Source organism: Methanobrevibacter sp. TMH8, from assembly GCF_020148105.1.
Lineage (GTDB): Archaea > Methanobacteriota > Methanobacteria > Methanobacteriales > Methanobacteriaceae > Methanobinarius.
This window is the reverse complement of record NZ_JAHLZE010000017.1, coordinates 1-15,466: the sequence shown is the minus strand read 5'-3', so window position 1 is coordinate 15,466 and position 15,466 is coordinate 1. Positions and strand designations below refer to the sequence as shown.

The 15,466-nt window shown below is 26.4% G+C and carries 12 protein-coding genes and 1 pseudogene; 12 read left to right on the top strand and 1 reads right to left on the bottom strand.

Features of this window, described 5'->3' with window-relative positions; all coding sequences use genetic code 11:
* Window positions 1-464: 464 nt before the first annotated feature.
* The 4 genes from KQY27_RS09340 to KQY27_RS03620 all read left to right on the top strand — a co-directional run bounded on the left by KQY27_RS09340 (window position 465) and on the right by KQY27_RS03620 (window position 5,790).
* A complete protein-coding gene (locus tag KQY27_RS09340) occupies window positions 465-3,065 on the top strand; it encodes an Ig-like domain repeat protein (protein ID WP_224425218.1) in 2,601 nt (866 codons plus the stop codon).
* A gap of 319 nt (window positions 3,066-3,384) precedes the next feature.
* Window positions 3,385-4,953: an MATE family efflux transporter gene (locus KQY27_RS03630; protein WP_224425217.1), complete on the top strand. Its 1,569-nt coding sequence runs from the start codon at window positions 3,385-3,387 to the stop codon at window positions 4,951-4,953.
* Window positions 4,954-5,153: 200 nt separating this feature from the next.
* On the top strand, window positions 5,154-5,390 hold the full coding sequence (locus KQY27_RS03625) for an AbrB/MazE/SpoVT family DNA-binding domain-containing protein (RefSeq protein WP_224425216.1): 237 nt from the start codon (window positions 5,154-5,156) through the stop codon (window positions 5,388-5,390).
* Window position 5,391: 1 nt separating this feature from the next.
* Entirely contained in the window at window positions 5,392-5,790 is a 399-nt protein-coding gene (locus KQY27_RS03620; RefSeq protein WP_224425215.1) for a PIN domain-containing protein, read from the top strand.
* Between the two features lie 40 nt (window positions 5,791-5,830).
* Here KQY27_RS03620 and KQY27_RS03615 read toward each other — a convergent pair whose 3' ends face one another.
* The gene (locus KQY27_RS03615; RefSeq protein WP_224425214.1) at window positions 5,831-6,310 is read right to left on the bottom strand and encodes a DUF2115 domain-containing protein; all 480 of its coding nucleotides are present in this window, start codon (window positions 6,308-6,310) and stop codon (window positions 5,831-5,833) included.
* 494 nt (window positions 6,311-6,804) lie between these two features.
* Between KQY27_RS03615 and npdG the strand changes: the two genes are divergently transcribed.
* The 8 genes and pseudogenes from npdG to KQY27_RS03575 form a co-directional block, all read left to right on the top strand.
* The gene (gene npdG / locus KQY27_RS03610; RefSeq protein WP_224425213.1) at window positions 6,805-7,482 is read left to right on the top strand and encodes an NADPH-dependent F420 reductase; all 678 of its coding nucleotides are present in this window, start codon (window positions 6,805-6,807) and stop codon (window positions 7,480-7,482) included.
* A gap of 99 nt (window positions 7,483-7,581) precedes the next feature.
* On the top strand, window positions 7,582-8,109 hold the full coding sequence (gene endA / locus KQY27_RS03605) for a tRNA-intron lyase (RefSeq protein ID WP_224425212.1): 528 nt from the start codon (window positions 7,582-7,584) through the stop codon (window positions 8,107-8,109).
* Between the two features lie 283 nt (window positions 8,110-8,392).
* On the top strand, window positions 8,393-9,481 hold the full coding sequence (locus tag KQY27_RS03600; RefSeq protein ID WP_224425211.1) for a tryptophan--tRNA ligase: 1,089 nt from the start codon (window positions 8,393-8,395) through the stop codon (window positions 9,479-9,481).
* 354 nt (window positions 9,482-9,835) lie between these two features.
* Window positions 9,836-10,039 (top strand): helix-turn-helix transcriptional regulator, encoded by a 204-nt coding sequence (locus KQY27_RS03595; RefSeq protein WP_224425210.1) that lies wholly within the window; start codon window positions 9,836-9,838, stop codon window positions 10,037-10,039.
* A 60-nt stretch (window positions 10,040-10,099) separates the two neighbouring features.
* Entirely contained in the window at window positions 10,100-10,609 is a 510-nt protein-coding gene (locus KQY27_RS03590) for a hypothetical protein (protein ID WP_224425209.1), read from the top strand.
* 372 nt (window positions 10,610-10,981) lie between these two features.
* Complete coding sequence (locus tag KQY27_RS03585; protein WP_255596612.1) at window positions 10,982-11,653, top strand: stage II sporulation protein M; 672 nt, start codon at window positions 10,982-10,984, stop codon at window positions 11,651-11,653.
* Window positions 11,654-12,012: 359 nt separating this feature from the next.
* Window positions 12,013-13,218 (top strand): threonine synthase, encoded by a 1,206-nt coding sequence (gene thrC / locus KQY27_RS03580; RefSeq protein WP_224425208.1) that lies wholly within the window; start codon window positions 12,013-12,015, stop codon window positions 13,216-13,218.
* A 643-nt stretch (window positions 13,219-13,861) separates the two neighbouring features.
* Window positions 13,862-15,466: pseudogene (locus KQY27_RS03575) on the top strand (hypothetical protein); the annotation flags it as partial.

The window sequence follows — 15,466 nt, the reverse complement described above, 5'->3', positions numbered from 1 at the left end:
TTCGTTTAACAGAAATTTAACGAAGTTAATTTTTTTGCAGTGAATAATATTATTTTTGTTAATATATGCAATATTTTATTAGATTTTTTAGTCACTTTAGGTCTTTTTTGTATAATGATAAAAAGATTATCAATAAAATTATTATAAATTTTTTGAGTAATTTTTTCATGATTATATAAGATTATGAGCTTTATTAATGATATTTGAGTAAATGCTCTTTTTAATGTAATAAATTATAATAAGATGATAACTTCTATGGAGAGTTTTATTTATAATTTATGCATTATAACTGGTTTTATTTAATCAAAAAAATTGTAGTGATTAATTAAAAGGATAAATGTCTTCTATTAAGAATTTTTTTAGATATTATCACCCCCTCTGTAAAATTCTTTTTTTAGGAACTAATTTTATTCTTTTTTAATCACATTTTAGAATTTCGAAAAAATTAATCCCATAATGGGGAGGTGAATAAAATTAAACAAAACAAAAAAATTATAACTCATATGTTAATTATAGCAAGTATCATTTTATTAGTTGTAATTAGTTTACAAACTGGATTTGCAGCAACTACAAACATCAACAACACAACAAGTGGTGGAATAAGTGGGGCACTCAATTCTTCAAGTCCTGGAGGCACAATAGAACTCGACGAAGGAACATACAAAGGTAACAACAATACTAACATGACAATCAACAAAAATATTACAATTCAAGGAAAAACCAAAGACAAAGTCATACTAGATGCACAAGGACTATCAAGAATATTCACAATAAACAATAACTTGAATGTGACATTTATAAATATAACTTTCATCAATGGAAATATTACTGGAGAGCATGGTGGAGCAATATATTCTAATAATAATTTTGGTTATTTGAATTTAACTAATTGTACATTTGAACAAAACAATGCAGGTCGAGGAGGAGGAGCAATTTTCTTCCGGGGAGGTAATTTAACTATTTTAAATTCTCTTTTCACTTATAATGTTGCTGATACTGAAAGTGGTGGTGTAATACTCATAACTACTGGTGGTTCTGGTTCTTCTAATGTTAGCATATCGGATTCTATTTTCATTAATAATACTGCAAATATTAGTGGTGGAGTGATTAGCTCAACTACTGGCAGTAACGGTGTTGTTAATATAATCATTTCTGATTCTATTTTCGCTGATAATAACGCTAATAATAATAGGGGTGGTGCATTAAGTATAAGTAGTGGTGCTAATGGCAGTCTTAATGCGACTATTTCTGATTCTATTTTCGCTAATAATTCTGCTTATGATAGTGGTGGTGGTTTATATATAACTGCGGGCAATACTGGCGTTGTTAATTTGGATTTATTTGATTCTATTTTCGCTAATAATACTGCTAATAATACAAATGGTGGTGGTTTATATATAAATCCTGGAAATTTTGGTGTTATTAATGTGACTATTTATAGGTTAAATTTCACTAATAATTCTGCTTATAGTAATGGTGGTGGTTTATACACAACTACTGGTTCTGGTTCTTGTAATGTTAGTTTGGATATTCATGATTCTAATTTCATTAATAATGTTGCTAATAATATGGGAGGAGGGTTATCTATTGTTTCTAATACTAATGGTAATAGTCATGTGACTATTGATAACTGTACTATAAGTAATACTTCTGGTATTGGTGGTGTTTCTATTGTTTCTATTGGTACTAATAGTACTAATATTGTAGTTATTTCTGATAGTGAAATTACTAATAATGATGGTGAGGGCATTTATATTTCTGCTTCTAATGGTACTGATGCTGAGCTTGAAGTGAAAATTGTGGATAGTGAAATTACTGGTAATGGTGGTGATGGTGTTTATAATAACGACAGTGATCTAAATATAACTGGCAGTAATATTTCAAATAATACTGGTAATGGAATTACTACTGGTAGTGGAGGTAACTCTACTATAACTGATAATGAGATTGTTGGTAATGGTGGTAATGGTGTTTCTAATGATGGTAATTCTACTATTGAAAACAATACTGTTAGTGGTAATGGTGGCAGTGGTATTAATAATGGTGAAAATGGTACTGTTATAGTTAAAAATAATACTGTTACTGATAATACTGGTGGTGGTATTGTTAATAGAGGTAATTTAACAGGATCTGGAAATACTATCGAGTATAGAACTAATTTAACAATCAATACTACTGTTTTATTTAACAAAATCACAATAACTGTGAAAGCTACAGATGAATCAGGTAATGCTATTGATGGTGCAACTATTAATTTCTATATTAATGGAAAATTAATAGGAACTGCAATAACCAATAATGCAGGTATTGCACAATTTACTTATACTGCTTCAGTTTCAGGAACATACAACATTCTCGCAACAATGAACGAATTCAATACTACAAATAGTCTTGCAAGTGTTGCTGCGATTTATTCTGGAGCTAACATCACTAAAAACCTTAATGTAGTATTAGAAAAAGGTACTGTTATAGTGGTTTCCACACCAACTATTAATGAAGGTAAAAAAACCAACATAAAAGTAACTCTTAAAGACATAAATGGCAACATCCTCAAAAACAAAAAGATTTCATTAAAAATAAAAGGAAAAACATACACTGCAACAACTAACAGCAAAGGAATAGCTGTATTTAATATAGCTGGTTTAAAAGGTGGAAAACATACTTTTACAGTTAAATTTGCTGGAGACAAAAACTACAAATCATCAAACATTACAAAAATACAAAAAGTCAACCCTAAATCCAACCTAGCAATCATATCAATCAAAAAACTATCAACTAACAAAAGACTATCTACATGTAAAGTAACAATAGCTAACAAAGGAAGTTTAAAATCTAAAGCTACTGTTTTAGCTCTTTTCCATATGAGAAAAGGAATCAAAATCAAAACCAAATACATCAAAATCAAATCAATAGCTCCAGGTAAAAAAATATCAATAATAGTCAGCTACTTCCCAGACAGAGCAAACCACAGATACTGCATAGCTTACTTCACATTAGACCCAAAAAACAAAAACAAAGAAATAATATTAGCTAACAACAAAAAATCAATTAGCTTAAAACACTAAAAACAATTTTAAAGGATAAATTAATTTTTTTTTATCCTTTCTTTCATTTTTTATTTTATTTTTAAACATTTTTCATCTTTTTTAATTTTATTATCAAAAAACATTATATAATAAGAGATTTAAATATACATTTATAATAGAAATAGTAGAGATGAAACAAAATACATTGAATTATATTATATTTATATATTCTGTAGATTAATTTAAGACTCTAAAGGGGTTATGTCTCTTAAATTAATGTTTAACTTTTTTTAATTGTTCTATTATTGTTTTTAATTTTAACCACCAGTTAGTGATAATTTATTCTAATTATGGTTAAATGTTTATAAAAATTGTTATTTGGAAAGATTTTATGGTTAATAATGATAAAAGTAATGAAAATGATAAAAATATTGAAATCATTGATAATGACAAGACTAACGATGATACTATGGGAACTAAAGAAGATAGTATAAAAACTAGTGATGACATTGTAAGACCTAATAAAGATAACATGGAAAATAGCTATGAAGAAACAGAAGGGGTATCTACTATACTTGGAGATCCTAAAAAGGCTATATTGAAACTATCTGGGCCAATGATTATAGCTATGCTTATCACTTCTCTTTATAATCTTATTGACGGAATTTGGGTAGCTGGACTTGGTCAAAATGCTCTTGCAGCTATTGGTTTTATAACACCTATATTTATGGTTGTTATGGGATTTTCAAATGGCCTTGGAGCAGGAGCTACTTCAATTATTGCTCGATTCATTGGTGAAGGGGATAAACGAAAAGTTGATAATGCTGGTATGCATATTATGCTTCTTACAGTAATTTTTACTATTATTGTAACAACTCTACTTCTTTTATTCTTGCGCCCAATTCTTGAAGGGCTTGGGGCAGGTGTTACTATGGATTTAGCACTTAGTTATGGTAACATAGTATTTGCTGGTTCAATATTTCTTGTATTTACTGCAGCTGCATATGGAATACTCCGTGCTGAAGGAAATGTTAAAAAAACTACTTATGCAATGTCATTTGGAGCTATTCTCAATATGATTCTTGATCCAATTTTTATTTATACTTTTGGTTGGGGAATTGCTGGTGCAGGAATAGCTACTGTTTTATCAATGGCTATTGTAAGTTTAATAATCATTTATTGGTTTAGAGGGGATACTTATGTAAATCTTTCTTTAAAATTCTTTGATTATAGTAGTGATATTTTAAAGAAGATTTTAAATGTTGGTATACCTGCAGGTGCAGAGTTTCTTATAATAGCAATATTAGTTGGTGTACTTAATATGATATTAGTTACAGTTTCTGGTGCTGATGCTGTGGCTATTTATTCTTCTGGATGGAGAGTAGTTATGATAGCTATTGTACCGATAATTTCTGTATCTATTTCGGCTGTTGCTGTGGTAGGTGCTTCATTTGGTGCAAGGAGATATGAAAACTTTGAAATTATTCAAAATTACTCAATTAAAATAGGGTTATTAATAGCTGTTATAACTGCTGTAGCTACTTTCATACTTGCTCCTTATATTGCTTCTATATTCACTTATTCACCAGAAACAGCTCCACTTCATGGACTTATAACAGATTTCTTGAGATTAATGGCTTTATTCTATATATTCGTCCCAATAGGGGCCATAGCTTCTGCAATATTCCAAGGTGTTGGACGTGGATTTGATTCTTTCATGCTAACTGCTATAAGAGAACTTCTTCTTATTATAGTATTTGCCTATATTTTAGCTATTCCATTAGGATTAGGTCAGCAAGGAGTATGGTGGGGAATTGTAGTTGGAAATATTATTGGAAGTATAATAGCATTTGTCTGGTCTAAACTTTATATAAAAAGAATTATATCTGTTAAAGGTGGAGATAACGAGAATTTTAATAATATTTAATAATATTTAATTTTTTTTTTTTTTTTTGATTTAATTCAATTATATTATTATAAAATATTATAATAAAAAGTATAATAAAAAATTCAATTGTATATTACATAAATATTATATTACATAAAAAAATATATTACATAAAAAAATTGTCTGATAATTTTAAATAGTATTGCATACATATAGTTGTATGACAAGGTGTGATTCATATGATTGCAAAGACCAATATTTATAATAGATATCAAACAGTTATCCCTAAAGAAATTAGGAAAAAAATCAATATTGATAAGGAACAGATAATTGAATGGGATATTAATGATAAAGGAAAAGTTGAATTAACATTTAGAAAAAAACTAACCACAAAAGATATGATTGGAAGATATACTACTAAAAAACCAATTAATGCAACTAATGAATTGAAAAAAATGGAAAGAGGAGAATATTAACTTGATTTTCATAGATTCTGGTTTCTTAATAGCTCTTTTCATTGATAAAGATCAATGGCATGAAGATGCAGTTAAATTAATTGATAATATAGATGAATTTCCTAAAAAAGATAAAATTCTTAGTAATCTAATAATAGAAGAAATAATAACTATGATTGGTAGCTTAATTGGAGCTAAAGAAGCTGTTGAAGTATATAATTATATTCATGATAATTATACAGTATTTACAGAGAACAAAGAATTATATGACAGAAGTATGAGGACATTCTTAAAATATGATGCTACTCTCTCATTAACTGACAGTACAAATGTTGAAATAATGAAAGAATTAAAAATACACGAAATTGTATCTTTTGACTCAGATTTTGATAAAGTAAATGGAATTATGAGATTACATTAATTAAATTTTAATATTTTTTTATAACTTATTTTGTCTCTGATTATAATTCTGACTGTTCAGCTATACAAAATAAACAAACAGCATGTGGATTTTCCTTTTGTTTGTCTTTTACTGGACATAAATATTTATTATTTTCATAAGTTACCTTCAAACTCCCTGGGAATGGAGTTCCAATAGGATGGATTGGTTCATTTAAAATGAAAGTTGTGTATAAACAGATTATTGTGTATATTACAGGAAATTTATCATTTTCATTTTTGTATAGCTTTTTATCATTGAACTGATTTTCTAACAATTCAATTGCTTCTTGAAAATCAGTTTTATTATCTATTTCTGTATTATAATCTTTTTTATCTGCTTTAACATCTTTTATTCTCATGATAAAATATTTTATATATATTTCAAGATACTCTTCTCTATAACTAGCTTGAACATATTTTCCCTCTTCTCTTAATATAGCTGTAGCTAACATAAGATCATGAACAGAAATAGTTTTAGCTAAATCCTGAATTATTTTCATTAAATCATTTTTTGATATATTTTTTTTAGATTTTAAATTATTGAGTTCTTTAAACATATAAATTCCTTTATCTAATTATTATGAAGATTTAATATATTCAAAAGTGTATATTATTAAATTTATAATTTATTATTCTTTATTTTCTAATGTTATAATATTATATTATTATATATTTTTACTTTTAGGTTTAAAAAATTTAAATAATTTATATTTAATTTTTTATAAAATAATATTCTGTTATTAGGGGAAACTTGTTCTTTTATAGTAGATTATTGCTATTTAAAGCACCTTATTTGTAAATTATTCTATTATTCTAAATTATTCTAAATTATTTATAAAAAGTTCTTTTATTCTAATAAAAAAATCTTTTATTAAATTATAATATAATTTTATATATTATTAATTAAATATTTAATTAATAATATTGGCTATATAGATTATCATACTATTTTATCTAATAAATTTATTAATTATAAGACTTAGGAGAAGAAATTATGAAAATTGCAGTTATTGGTGGAACTGGGGATCAAGGTTTAGGTTTAGCTATGAGATATGCAAAATCTGGTGAAGATGTTGTTATTGGATCAAGAAAGGCTGAAAAAGCTGAAAATGCTGTAGCTGAAATTGAAAATATTTTAGGTCATTCAATGAAAAATCTTGAAGGATTGAGTAATCCTGATGCAGCTGTTGTTGCAGATATGCTCATTTTAACTGTGCCTCTTCAAGCTCAAAGACCTACTCTTGATAGTATAAAAGAATACGTTGATGGAAAAATATTAATCGATGCAACTGCTCCTCTCAATTCTAATATTGGAGGTTCTCCAATGGAATTTATAGAAGTTTGGGAAGGTTCAGCTGCTGAAAGGACTGTAGCTATATTAAAAGGTAAAGATGTAGCTGTTGTTTCAGCTTATAGTAATATCTCCTCTTCAAGCTTAATGAATCATGAGAAAGATATTGATTGTGATTGTCTTGTTTGTGGAGATGATGATGAAGCAAAATTAAAAGCTATGGAACTTGTTAATAAACTTCCTGGTGTAAAAGCTATTGATTGTGGAGGAATTTCAAGATCTCGTATCGTTGAAAAAATCACTCCTCTCTTAATTGGTCTTAATATCAAAAATAGAACTCATTATGCAGGAATTAGAATAACTGGCTTAGATAATAAATAATCAAAGAAAATTAGTTTTATATCTTTATTTTCATTTTTTATTTTCATTTTTTTATTTATTCAAATATAATTCTAATTTTGTAAATAAGGTGTATTGAAAATGCGTGGAGACTTATCTGACGAAATTGTTACTATAAAAATTGAAGAAAATCTTAATCAAAAAGCTATTGCATTGAATCAAAAAAGCTCTTTTGGAAACTTAGAAGGAGATGTTCTAGAACTTTCTATTATTGAAGCATTTTATTTAATGGAAAAAGGTAGATTAAATATTTATGAAAATAGTGAAAGTGATGAAAAATTAGAAAGTAATTATATTAGGAATATAATTAAAAAAAATAGTGGCTATGCTAAATATATTGTTTACAGGGATTTAAAGGATAGGGGCTATATTATAAAAACAGGATTCAAATATGGGTCTGAATTCCGTCTTTATGAAAGAGGAAAGTCACCTGGTGAAGGACATTCTGATTATCTTGTAAAGATTATCCATGAAAACTATGAAATAAATGCTTTAGATTTTGCTAGTTATGTTAGAGTAGCTCATGGAGTTAAAAAACATCTTCTATTAGCTGTCGTTGATGACGAAGAAGATATTACTTATTATGAAGTTGAATGGACTAGACCATAAATTTAAATCCATTTTATTTCTTTATTGGGTTAGTATAATTAGTAGATTAGTATAATTAGTATATAATTAATATATAAGTAAGATAATTATTTTTAAGTTACTTTAAAATTTATTTTTAAATTTATTTTTAAATGCTTAATTTCATTAATAATTAATGTAAATAACTCATTAAATATAATTATTATAAAAAGAAATTATTAATAAAGAAGTTATTATATAAAGAATTATATAAAATAAAAAGAATTATATATAAAAATTAAATCTTTAAGACTTAGGTGATATATTGATAGATCCATGGGCATCATCATCTGTTGATTATGAAAAATTAGTAAATCAATTTGGAATAAAAAAGTTTTCTGATATATTAGATGATATTGAAGAGCCTTTACCTCTTATGAAAAGAGGAGTTATATTTGGACATAGAGACTTTGATAAAATGATTCCATTTATCAACAACCACAAAGATTTTGCAGTTGTTACTGGAATGATGCCAAGTGGAAAAATGCACATTGGTCATAAAATGGTAGTTGATCAATTAAAATGGTATCTTGATAAAGGTGGAAAACTTTCTCTCCCTATAGCTGATATGGAATCATATGGTGCAAGAGGAATGGATTTTACTCAAGCTAAAGAATTAGCTATCAATGAGTATTTAGCTAACTATATTGCCTTGGGGCTTGATTTGACTGATGATAATGTTCTTATTTATCTTCAATCTCAACATACTCCTGTTAAAGATTTAGCATTTGAATTATCAAAGAAAACTAATTTTAATGAATTAAAAGCTATTTATGGTTTTAATCCTTCTACAAGCATATCTCACGTTTATGTTCCACTTGTTCAAGTAGCTGATATATTACTTCCTCAAATAGAGGAATATGGTGGTCCAAAACATGTTGTTGTTCCTGTAGGTGTTGATCAAGATCCTCATATAAGATTAACTCGTGATCTTGCTGATAGATTCAAATCTCAATTTGGTTTTATTCCTCCGGCTTCTACATACCATAGATTCCTTACTGGTCTTACTGGCGGTAAAATGTCTAGTAGTGAACCTAAAACAGCTATCTATCTAAATGATTCTCCAAAAATTGCAGAAAAGAAAGTGAAATCAGCTAAAACTGGTGGTCGTGAAAGTTTAGAAGAACAAAAAAAGTTAGGTGGATGTCCTGATAGTTGTGTTGTTTATGAAATGCTTGTTTATCATTTGATTGATGATGATAGTGAGCTTCAAAAGATCTATGAAAACTGTAAAAATGGAACACTACTTTGCGGTGAATGTAAACTAATGACTGCAGAGAAAATGAAGAATTTCTTTGAAAAACTTGATGAAAAAAAGGAGAGTTCTTTGGAAATAGCTAAAACTCTTTTATAATTCTATTTTTTCTTTATTTTCTTATTTACTATTTTATTTATTATTTTTTTATTATTTTTTTTTCTTCTTATTTTATATTCTTATTTTCTTTTTATAATCTTATTTTTTCTTTATTATTTTTAAATTAAAGAGATTATAATGCAAAAGTTTATATAGTATATTTTTAATAATATATGTAAAGCTAGCTTTACATGATTATTAATATTATAAATAATTTAAAAATTGTATTTATTAAAAAATTGTAATTAATTATCTTTATTATTTTTTGAAAATTAAAATTTTAAAGATAGTTCAATAAATTTGTATGTAAAGCTAGCTTTACATAAATTTGATAAATATTTGTATGTGATAAATATGAAAAATCGGCTTGAAGAGCTTAGAATTGAAAAAGGTATTAGTCAAGTTGAATTGGCTAATATTCTTGAGGTTTCTCGTCAAACTATTAGCTCTTTAGAAAATGGAAGATATAATCCTTCAGTTATTTTAGCTTTTAAAATAGCAAAATATTTTAAAATGTCGATTGAAGACATTTTCATATATGAAGGAGATGAAAAATAAAATAAAATTAAAGGAAATTAAAGGAAATTAAATGAAATAAAGGAAATAAAGGGGTATTTTATGGATAAAAATAGCAATGATCATGATAGTATAAATATTGGTAAAAATAATAATGACAATAATAAAAAGACCATTGAGGATGAAGAATATATAAATAATAAAAAAAGATATTATATATTTTTTGGATTAATCGGTCTATTTTTGATTATAATAACAAATATAGCTAGCTTATTAATTCCACAGTTTGCTTCTGATATGTTTTGGCCAAAAATACTTAATTTATGGGGGTTAATCTTTTTAATTTCTGCAATAGCACGTTTATATATTATGAGAGCAAGGCCAATGTGGACTAGAAAAACTAGAATAGATGAATATGATGAAAGAAATAGCTTAATACGAGGTAAAGCATCTTATGCCACATATGTATTCACAATATGTTCTTTAGCATTATTGGCTACAATTTTACTTTATTTAGATTATAATTTTTCTGCAATCTTAATAACAGTTTTAATATTTATGGAATTTATCGTTCTATTAATATTTACTAAATATTATGGAGATAGATTATAATTCAGAGAAAGATTGTAATTTTAGATAATTTATTTTTATATTATTTTCTATTCTTTTTTCTTATTTTTCTTATTTTTTATTTTTAATCTAATTTTAATCCTATTTTTAATCCTATTTTTATTTTTATTTTTTTATCTTTTATCTTTTGAAATAATTAATTATTTATAGCATGATTTACTAATGATTGAATATAATTTTTGTTATAAAAAATAAGAGTAAAAAGATAATTAATTTAAAATTAATTAAAATTAATTAAAAATTCTTTAGTTTAATTTAGAATTAATTGAGATTAGCTAAAAACTAGTATAAATTAGTGAGATGTACTGATAAATAGCTTTAAAGCTAATTAAAAATTAGAATTAAGGTGGTAAACTGCAAAATATTAAACATTATGTTCATTTATTCGGAAAGCTAATTAAAGTTTCTTTTGTAGAGAATAAATTTATAATTCTTTTTTCAGGGTTATTATTCGTTATTTCAATGTTATTTGGATACTTTTTTGCACCTTATATTACAAATATATTGAATCCTATGGTAGATTCATTTAGAGATAAGGTGCAACAAGGAGAAATAAAAATAACTCATGATTCAATATTTCTTAACAATGTTTTTGTAGGAATCATGATGTATTGTGGAGCTATTCTATTTGGATTAGTGACAGCTACATTATTAATAAGCAATGGTGTGTTCATAGGTTATTTTGCAACACAAATGCCTTTAAATGCTTTCTTAGCTTATACTCTTCCACATGGAATAATCGAAATTCCAGCTATTATTATAGCTGGAGCTAGTGGCTTTGTATTACTTAAGTTTATTATTTCTACAATTTATAATATATTTAGTCCTAATATCGATGAAAAAACAGATAATTTAGAGGGTTCTTATAATTGGACTATTAAAAATAGAATATTTTCTTCATTAGAATTCAATAGTAATATACTATTTCAATCTTTGACATTATTTGGAGTTTCTGTAGTTTTATTTGTTATAGCTGCATTTATTGAAGCTTATTTAACTATTCCAATAGGTAATTTCTTTATTTGAATTAGTTAAAATTATTTCTAATTATTTCTAATTATTTTTATTTATTTTTTTATTTTTTATTTCTTATTTTTTAATAAATTTTATTATAATAAATTATGATAGATTAAAATTAATTAAAACATCAAATATTTCATTTTATAAAAAAATTTATTTTTAAATATAATAAAAAAATATTTATAAAAAATTTATATAACATTATCTACTAAAAATAATATAGAATTGTTTGATATAAGTTTAATATATTATATTTTAATATATAATTTTAATATAATTAATTTTAAACTATAATATTTTTTATTTATATTTATTAATCTTTATTTATAGAAATAATAGATGTTTTTATTTATAATAGTGATCCTATGATTGAGTGTGTAAGTTGTAATGCAAAATATGATGATAATGAAGTCATCTATAATTGTAAAGAATGTGGTTCTGTATTAGAAGTTGTTGTGGATATTGATAAATCAGATGTTCCACGTGAAACTTTTGATTGTAGAAAAGATGTTTTATGGAAATATAAAGAATTCATGCCAGTTGATGAAACTAAAATAGTTTCTCTTGATGAAGGAGGAACTCCTTTTTGTAAATGTAATAAACTTGGTGAAAAACTTGGAATTGATCTTTATGTTAAAGTAGAAGGTTCCAATCCTACTGGTAGTTTCAAAGATAGGGGTATGAGTGTTGGTATGACTAAAGCTATGGAGCTTGGTGTTGATACTGTTGGTTGTGCTTCTACAGGAAATACATCTGCATCTCTTGCAGCTTATGCAGCTAGGGCTGGTCTTCGTTGTGTTGTTCTTCTTCCTAGTGGTAAAGTAGCTCTTGGAAAGTTAGCTCAAGCAATGTTCCATGGAGCTGAAGTTTTATCTGTAAACGGTAATTTTGACGAAGCTCTTGAAACTGTAACTGCTCTTGCTCTTGAAAAACATTTATATCTTCTTAATTCTATTAATCCATACAGATTAGAAGGACAAAAATCAATTGGATTTGAAGTTGTTCATGAACTTGGTTGGAAATCTCCAGATAGAATAGTTCTTCCTGTTGGTAATGCAGGTAATATTTCAGCTATATGGAAAGGAATTACTGAATTTCATAATGCTGGCTATATAGAAGATCTTCCAATGATGACTGGTATTCAAGCTGAAGGTGCAGCTCCTATAGCTAATTCTTTTAGAAAAAATACTATGGACATGGTTCCAGTTCAAGATCCAGAAACTATAGCTACAGCTATTAGAATTGGTGCTCCTGTTAGTTCTATTAAAGCTCTTAGAGCTATTTATGATTCTAATGGTTATGCTGAAACTGTTAACGATGATGAAATATTAGCTGCTCAATTAGATCTTGCTAGATATGAAGGAATAGGTGTAGAACCTGCTTCAGCTGCTTCAATAGCTGGTGTTAAAAAGCTTGTTGAAGAAGGTGTTGTAGATAAAGGAGAACAAGTTGTTTGTATTGTAACTGGTCATTTACTTAAAGACCCTAATACAGCTATTAATGCTTGTACAGAACCTATTGAAATTGATGCTGATGTTGAAGCATTAAAAAAGATTTTGTTGAATAAATAGTTTTATACTATTTTTTTATTTTTTATTTATTATTTTATTATTTAGAATTATTTTTCATACTTTTTTTATTTATCTATTTTTCTTATTAATGATTTCTAATTTTTCTTATTTCAAAATTTTATTATTTCAGTATTAAAAAATAAGATTAATAATATATGGAACAAGTTATATGGATGATAAACATTATAGTCATTATTTAATTTGTTATATGTATTTTAAAAATTGATAATTTTAAATATTAATATTTTTTTTATTATTATATAATACAAATTAAAATACTACTAATTTTATGAAAAAGCCATGATTAAACATTTTTTGATGTAATATTTTATAGTATTTATTTTTATAAATCCAAAGAAATAAAAATATTTGACAATTTTTGGAGTTATATTAGTTAATTATATAATTAATAAAATGAATATATATAATAGTAAATATCTTTCACATACTTTATATAATTAGTCTGGTGGATTGATTCATGTATTATATTAAAAATTGTGGAGTTGAAAATAGCTTATTATAAATTCTTTTTTTTTTTAGTTATATTTTATATACTATTGTTATTAACTCTCTTTAATATTCTATATAATCTTTTTAAAGACTATAAAAATGATAAGGAGGTGAAATAATCGAAAAAAAACTTTTGATTGGATTAATCATTTGTTTCATAAGTATCGTCTGTTTTTCATTAAACACTGTTAGTGCAGCTAATATAACCATCAATGATACATCAACTGGTGGTATTAATGGTGCTTTATCTAGTGCTAACTCTAGTGACACTATTATTCTTCAACCAGGTTTATACCAAGGTTCTAACAACACTGGTTTGCAAATAAGTAAAAATATTACTATTATGGGTAATGGGTCTCCTGATCAGGTAAAAATTGATGCAAACTTTATCAACCAAATATTTACTACAAATGGTCCAAGCTTGAATATTACTTTTATAAATATAACTTTCATGAATTCTTTAGGAGGAGCTATAGTAGATTACCAATCTGGTAAGGTTACCCTAAATAACTGTAATTTCACAGGACATACTAGTGGAGCTATTACTATGGGTTATAATTCTGATTTTGAGATTTTTAATTCTACATTCAGTAATAACTCTGCTAATGCTGGTGGAGCTATTAACAATAATGGTGGTACTCTAAATATATTTGATTCTATTTTCATTAATAATTCTGCAGGTACTGTAGGTGGTGCTATTAATAATAACAATGGACATTCTAATATCACTAATACTACATTTATTGGTAATAATGCTTCTTCTGATGGTGGTGCAATTCATATTTCAGGCGCTGTTGATACTAATATTATTAGTTCCTATTTCTATAATAACACTGCTATTTCCGGAGTTGGTGGAGCAATTTTTTCAAATGCTGGAAATACTAATGTAACTAGATCTGATTTTGTAAATAATACAGATGGTTATGGTGATGGTGGAGCCATGGGTCTTGATGGAGGTAATGTTATATTAAATTATAATCGTTTTTATAACAATAATGCTACTCCTGGTGGATATCAAGTTTATTTTGGCAGTGGTACCATCAATGCTGATAGGAATTGGTGGGGTGACAATGATCGAGCCTATTATAAGACCAATTCTGGAATTGTCAATTTAACTAACTATGTTGTAGTTGATGTTGAATATGATGGTCCAGAAATTGGAAATACTAGTTCTAGATTTAATTATACTATTAGACTTAGTGATAATACTACATTTGATCCTTCATTATTACCTTACTTTACTCTTGATGTAGGAACTGGACCTAATCCTGTTTTAATCCCTACTTGGGATGCTCGTGAAAATCAAACTGTAATTGTTAATGTTCCTCCATTTAGTACAATGGTTACATTTGGTGTAGACGATTGGAGAAAAGTATTTTGGGCTAATGGAACTGAAATTATTAATCTTACTGTTACTAAGGTAGCTAATGTTACAGGTGAGGTAACTGAGGGTCAAATCATTAATTATACTATTACTGTGACTAATTATGGTCCTAGTAATGCTACTAATGTTGTTCTTAATGAGATTTTGCCGGCTGCTTTGATTTATCAAGATAGTGTTCCTAGTGTTGGGACTTATGATCCTATTACTGGTATTTGGTCTATTGGTGATTTAGCTAATGGTGATACTGTTACATTAGTGATTACTGTTCAAATTAATGGTACTGGTCTTATAACTAATGGTGTTAATGTTACTGCGGATCAGACTAATATTAATAATGATACTAATGGTTCTAAT

What these genes read in the sequence shown, in the direction of transcription:
- KQY27_RS03625 (WP_224425216.1), top strand. Translation starts at nt 5,154, where the DNA reads ATGATTGCAAAGACCAATATTTATAATAGATATCAAACAGTTATCCCT.
- KQY27_RS03615 (WP_224425214.1), bottom strand. Translation starts at nt 6,310, where the DNA reads ATGAAAATAATTCAGGATTTAGCTAAAACTATTTCTGTTCATGATCTT.
- npdG (WP_224425213.1), top strand. Translation starts at nt 6,805, where the DNA reads ATGAAAATTGCAGTTATTGGTGGAACTGGGGATCAAGGTTTAGGTTTA.
- KQY27_RS03590 (WP_224425209.1), top strand. Translation starts at nt 10,100, where the DNA reads ATGGATAAAAATAGCAATGATCATGATAGTATAAATATTGGTAAAAAT.
- thrC (WP_224425208.1), top strand. Translation starts at nt 12,013, where the DNA reads ATGATTGAGTGTGTAAGTTGTAATGCAAAATATGATGATAATGAAGTC.
- KQY27_RS03595 (WP_224425210.1), top strand. Translation starts at nt 9,836, where the DNA reads ATGAAAAATCGGCTTGAAGAGCTTAGAATTGAAAAAGGTATTAGTCAA.
- KQY27_RS03630 (WP_224425217.1), top strand. Translation starts at nt 3,385, where the DNA reads ATGTTTATAAAAATTGTTATTTGGAAAGATTTTATGGTTAATAATGAT.
- endA (WP_224425212.1), top strand. Translation starts at nt 7,582, where the DNA reads ATGCGTGGAGACTTATCTGACGAAATTGTTACTATAAAAATTGAAGAA.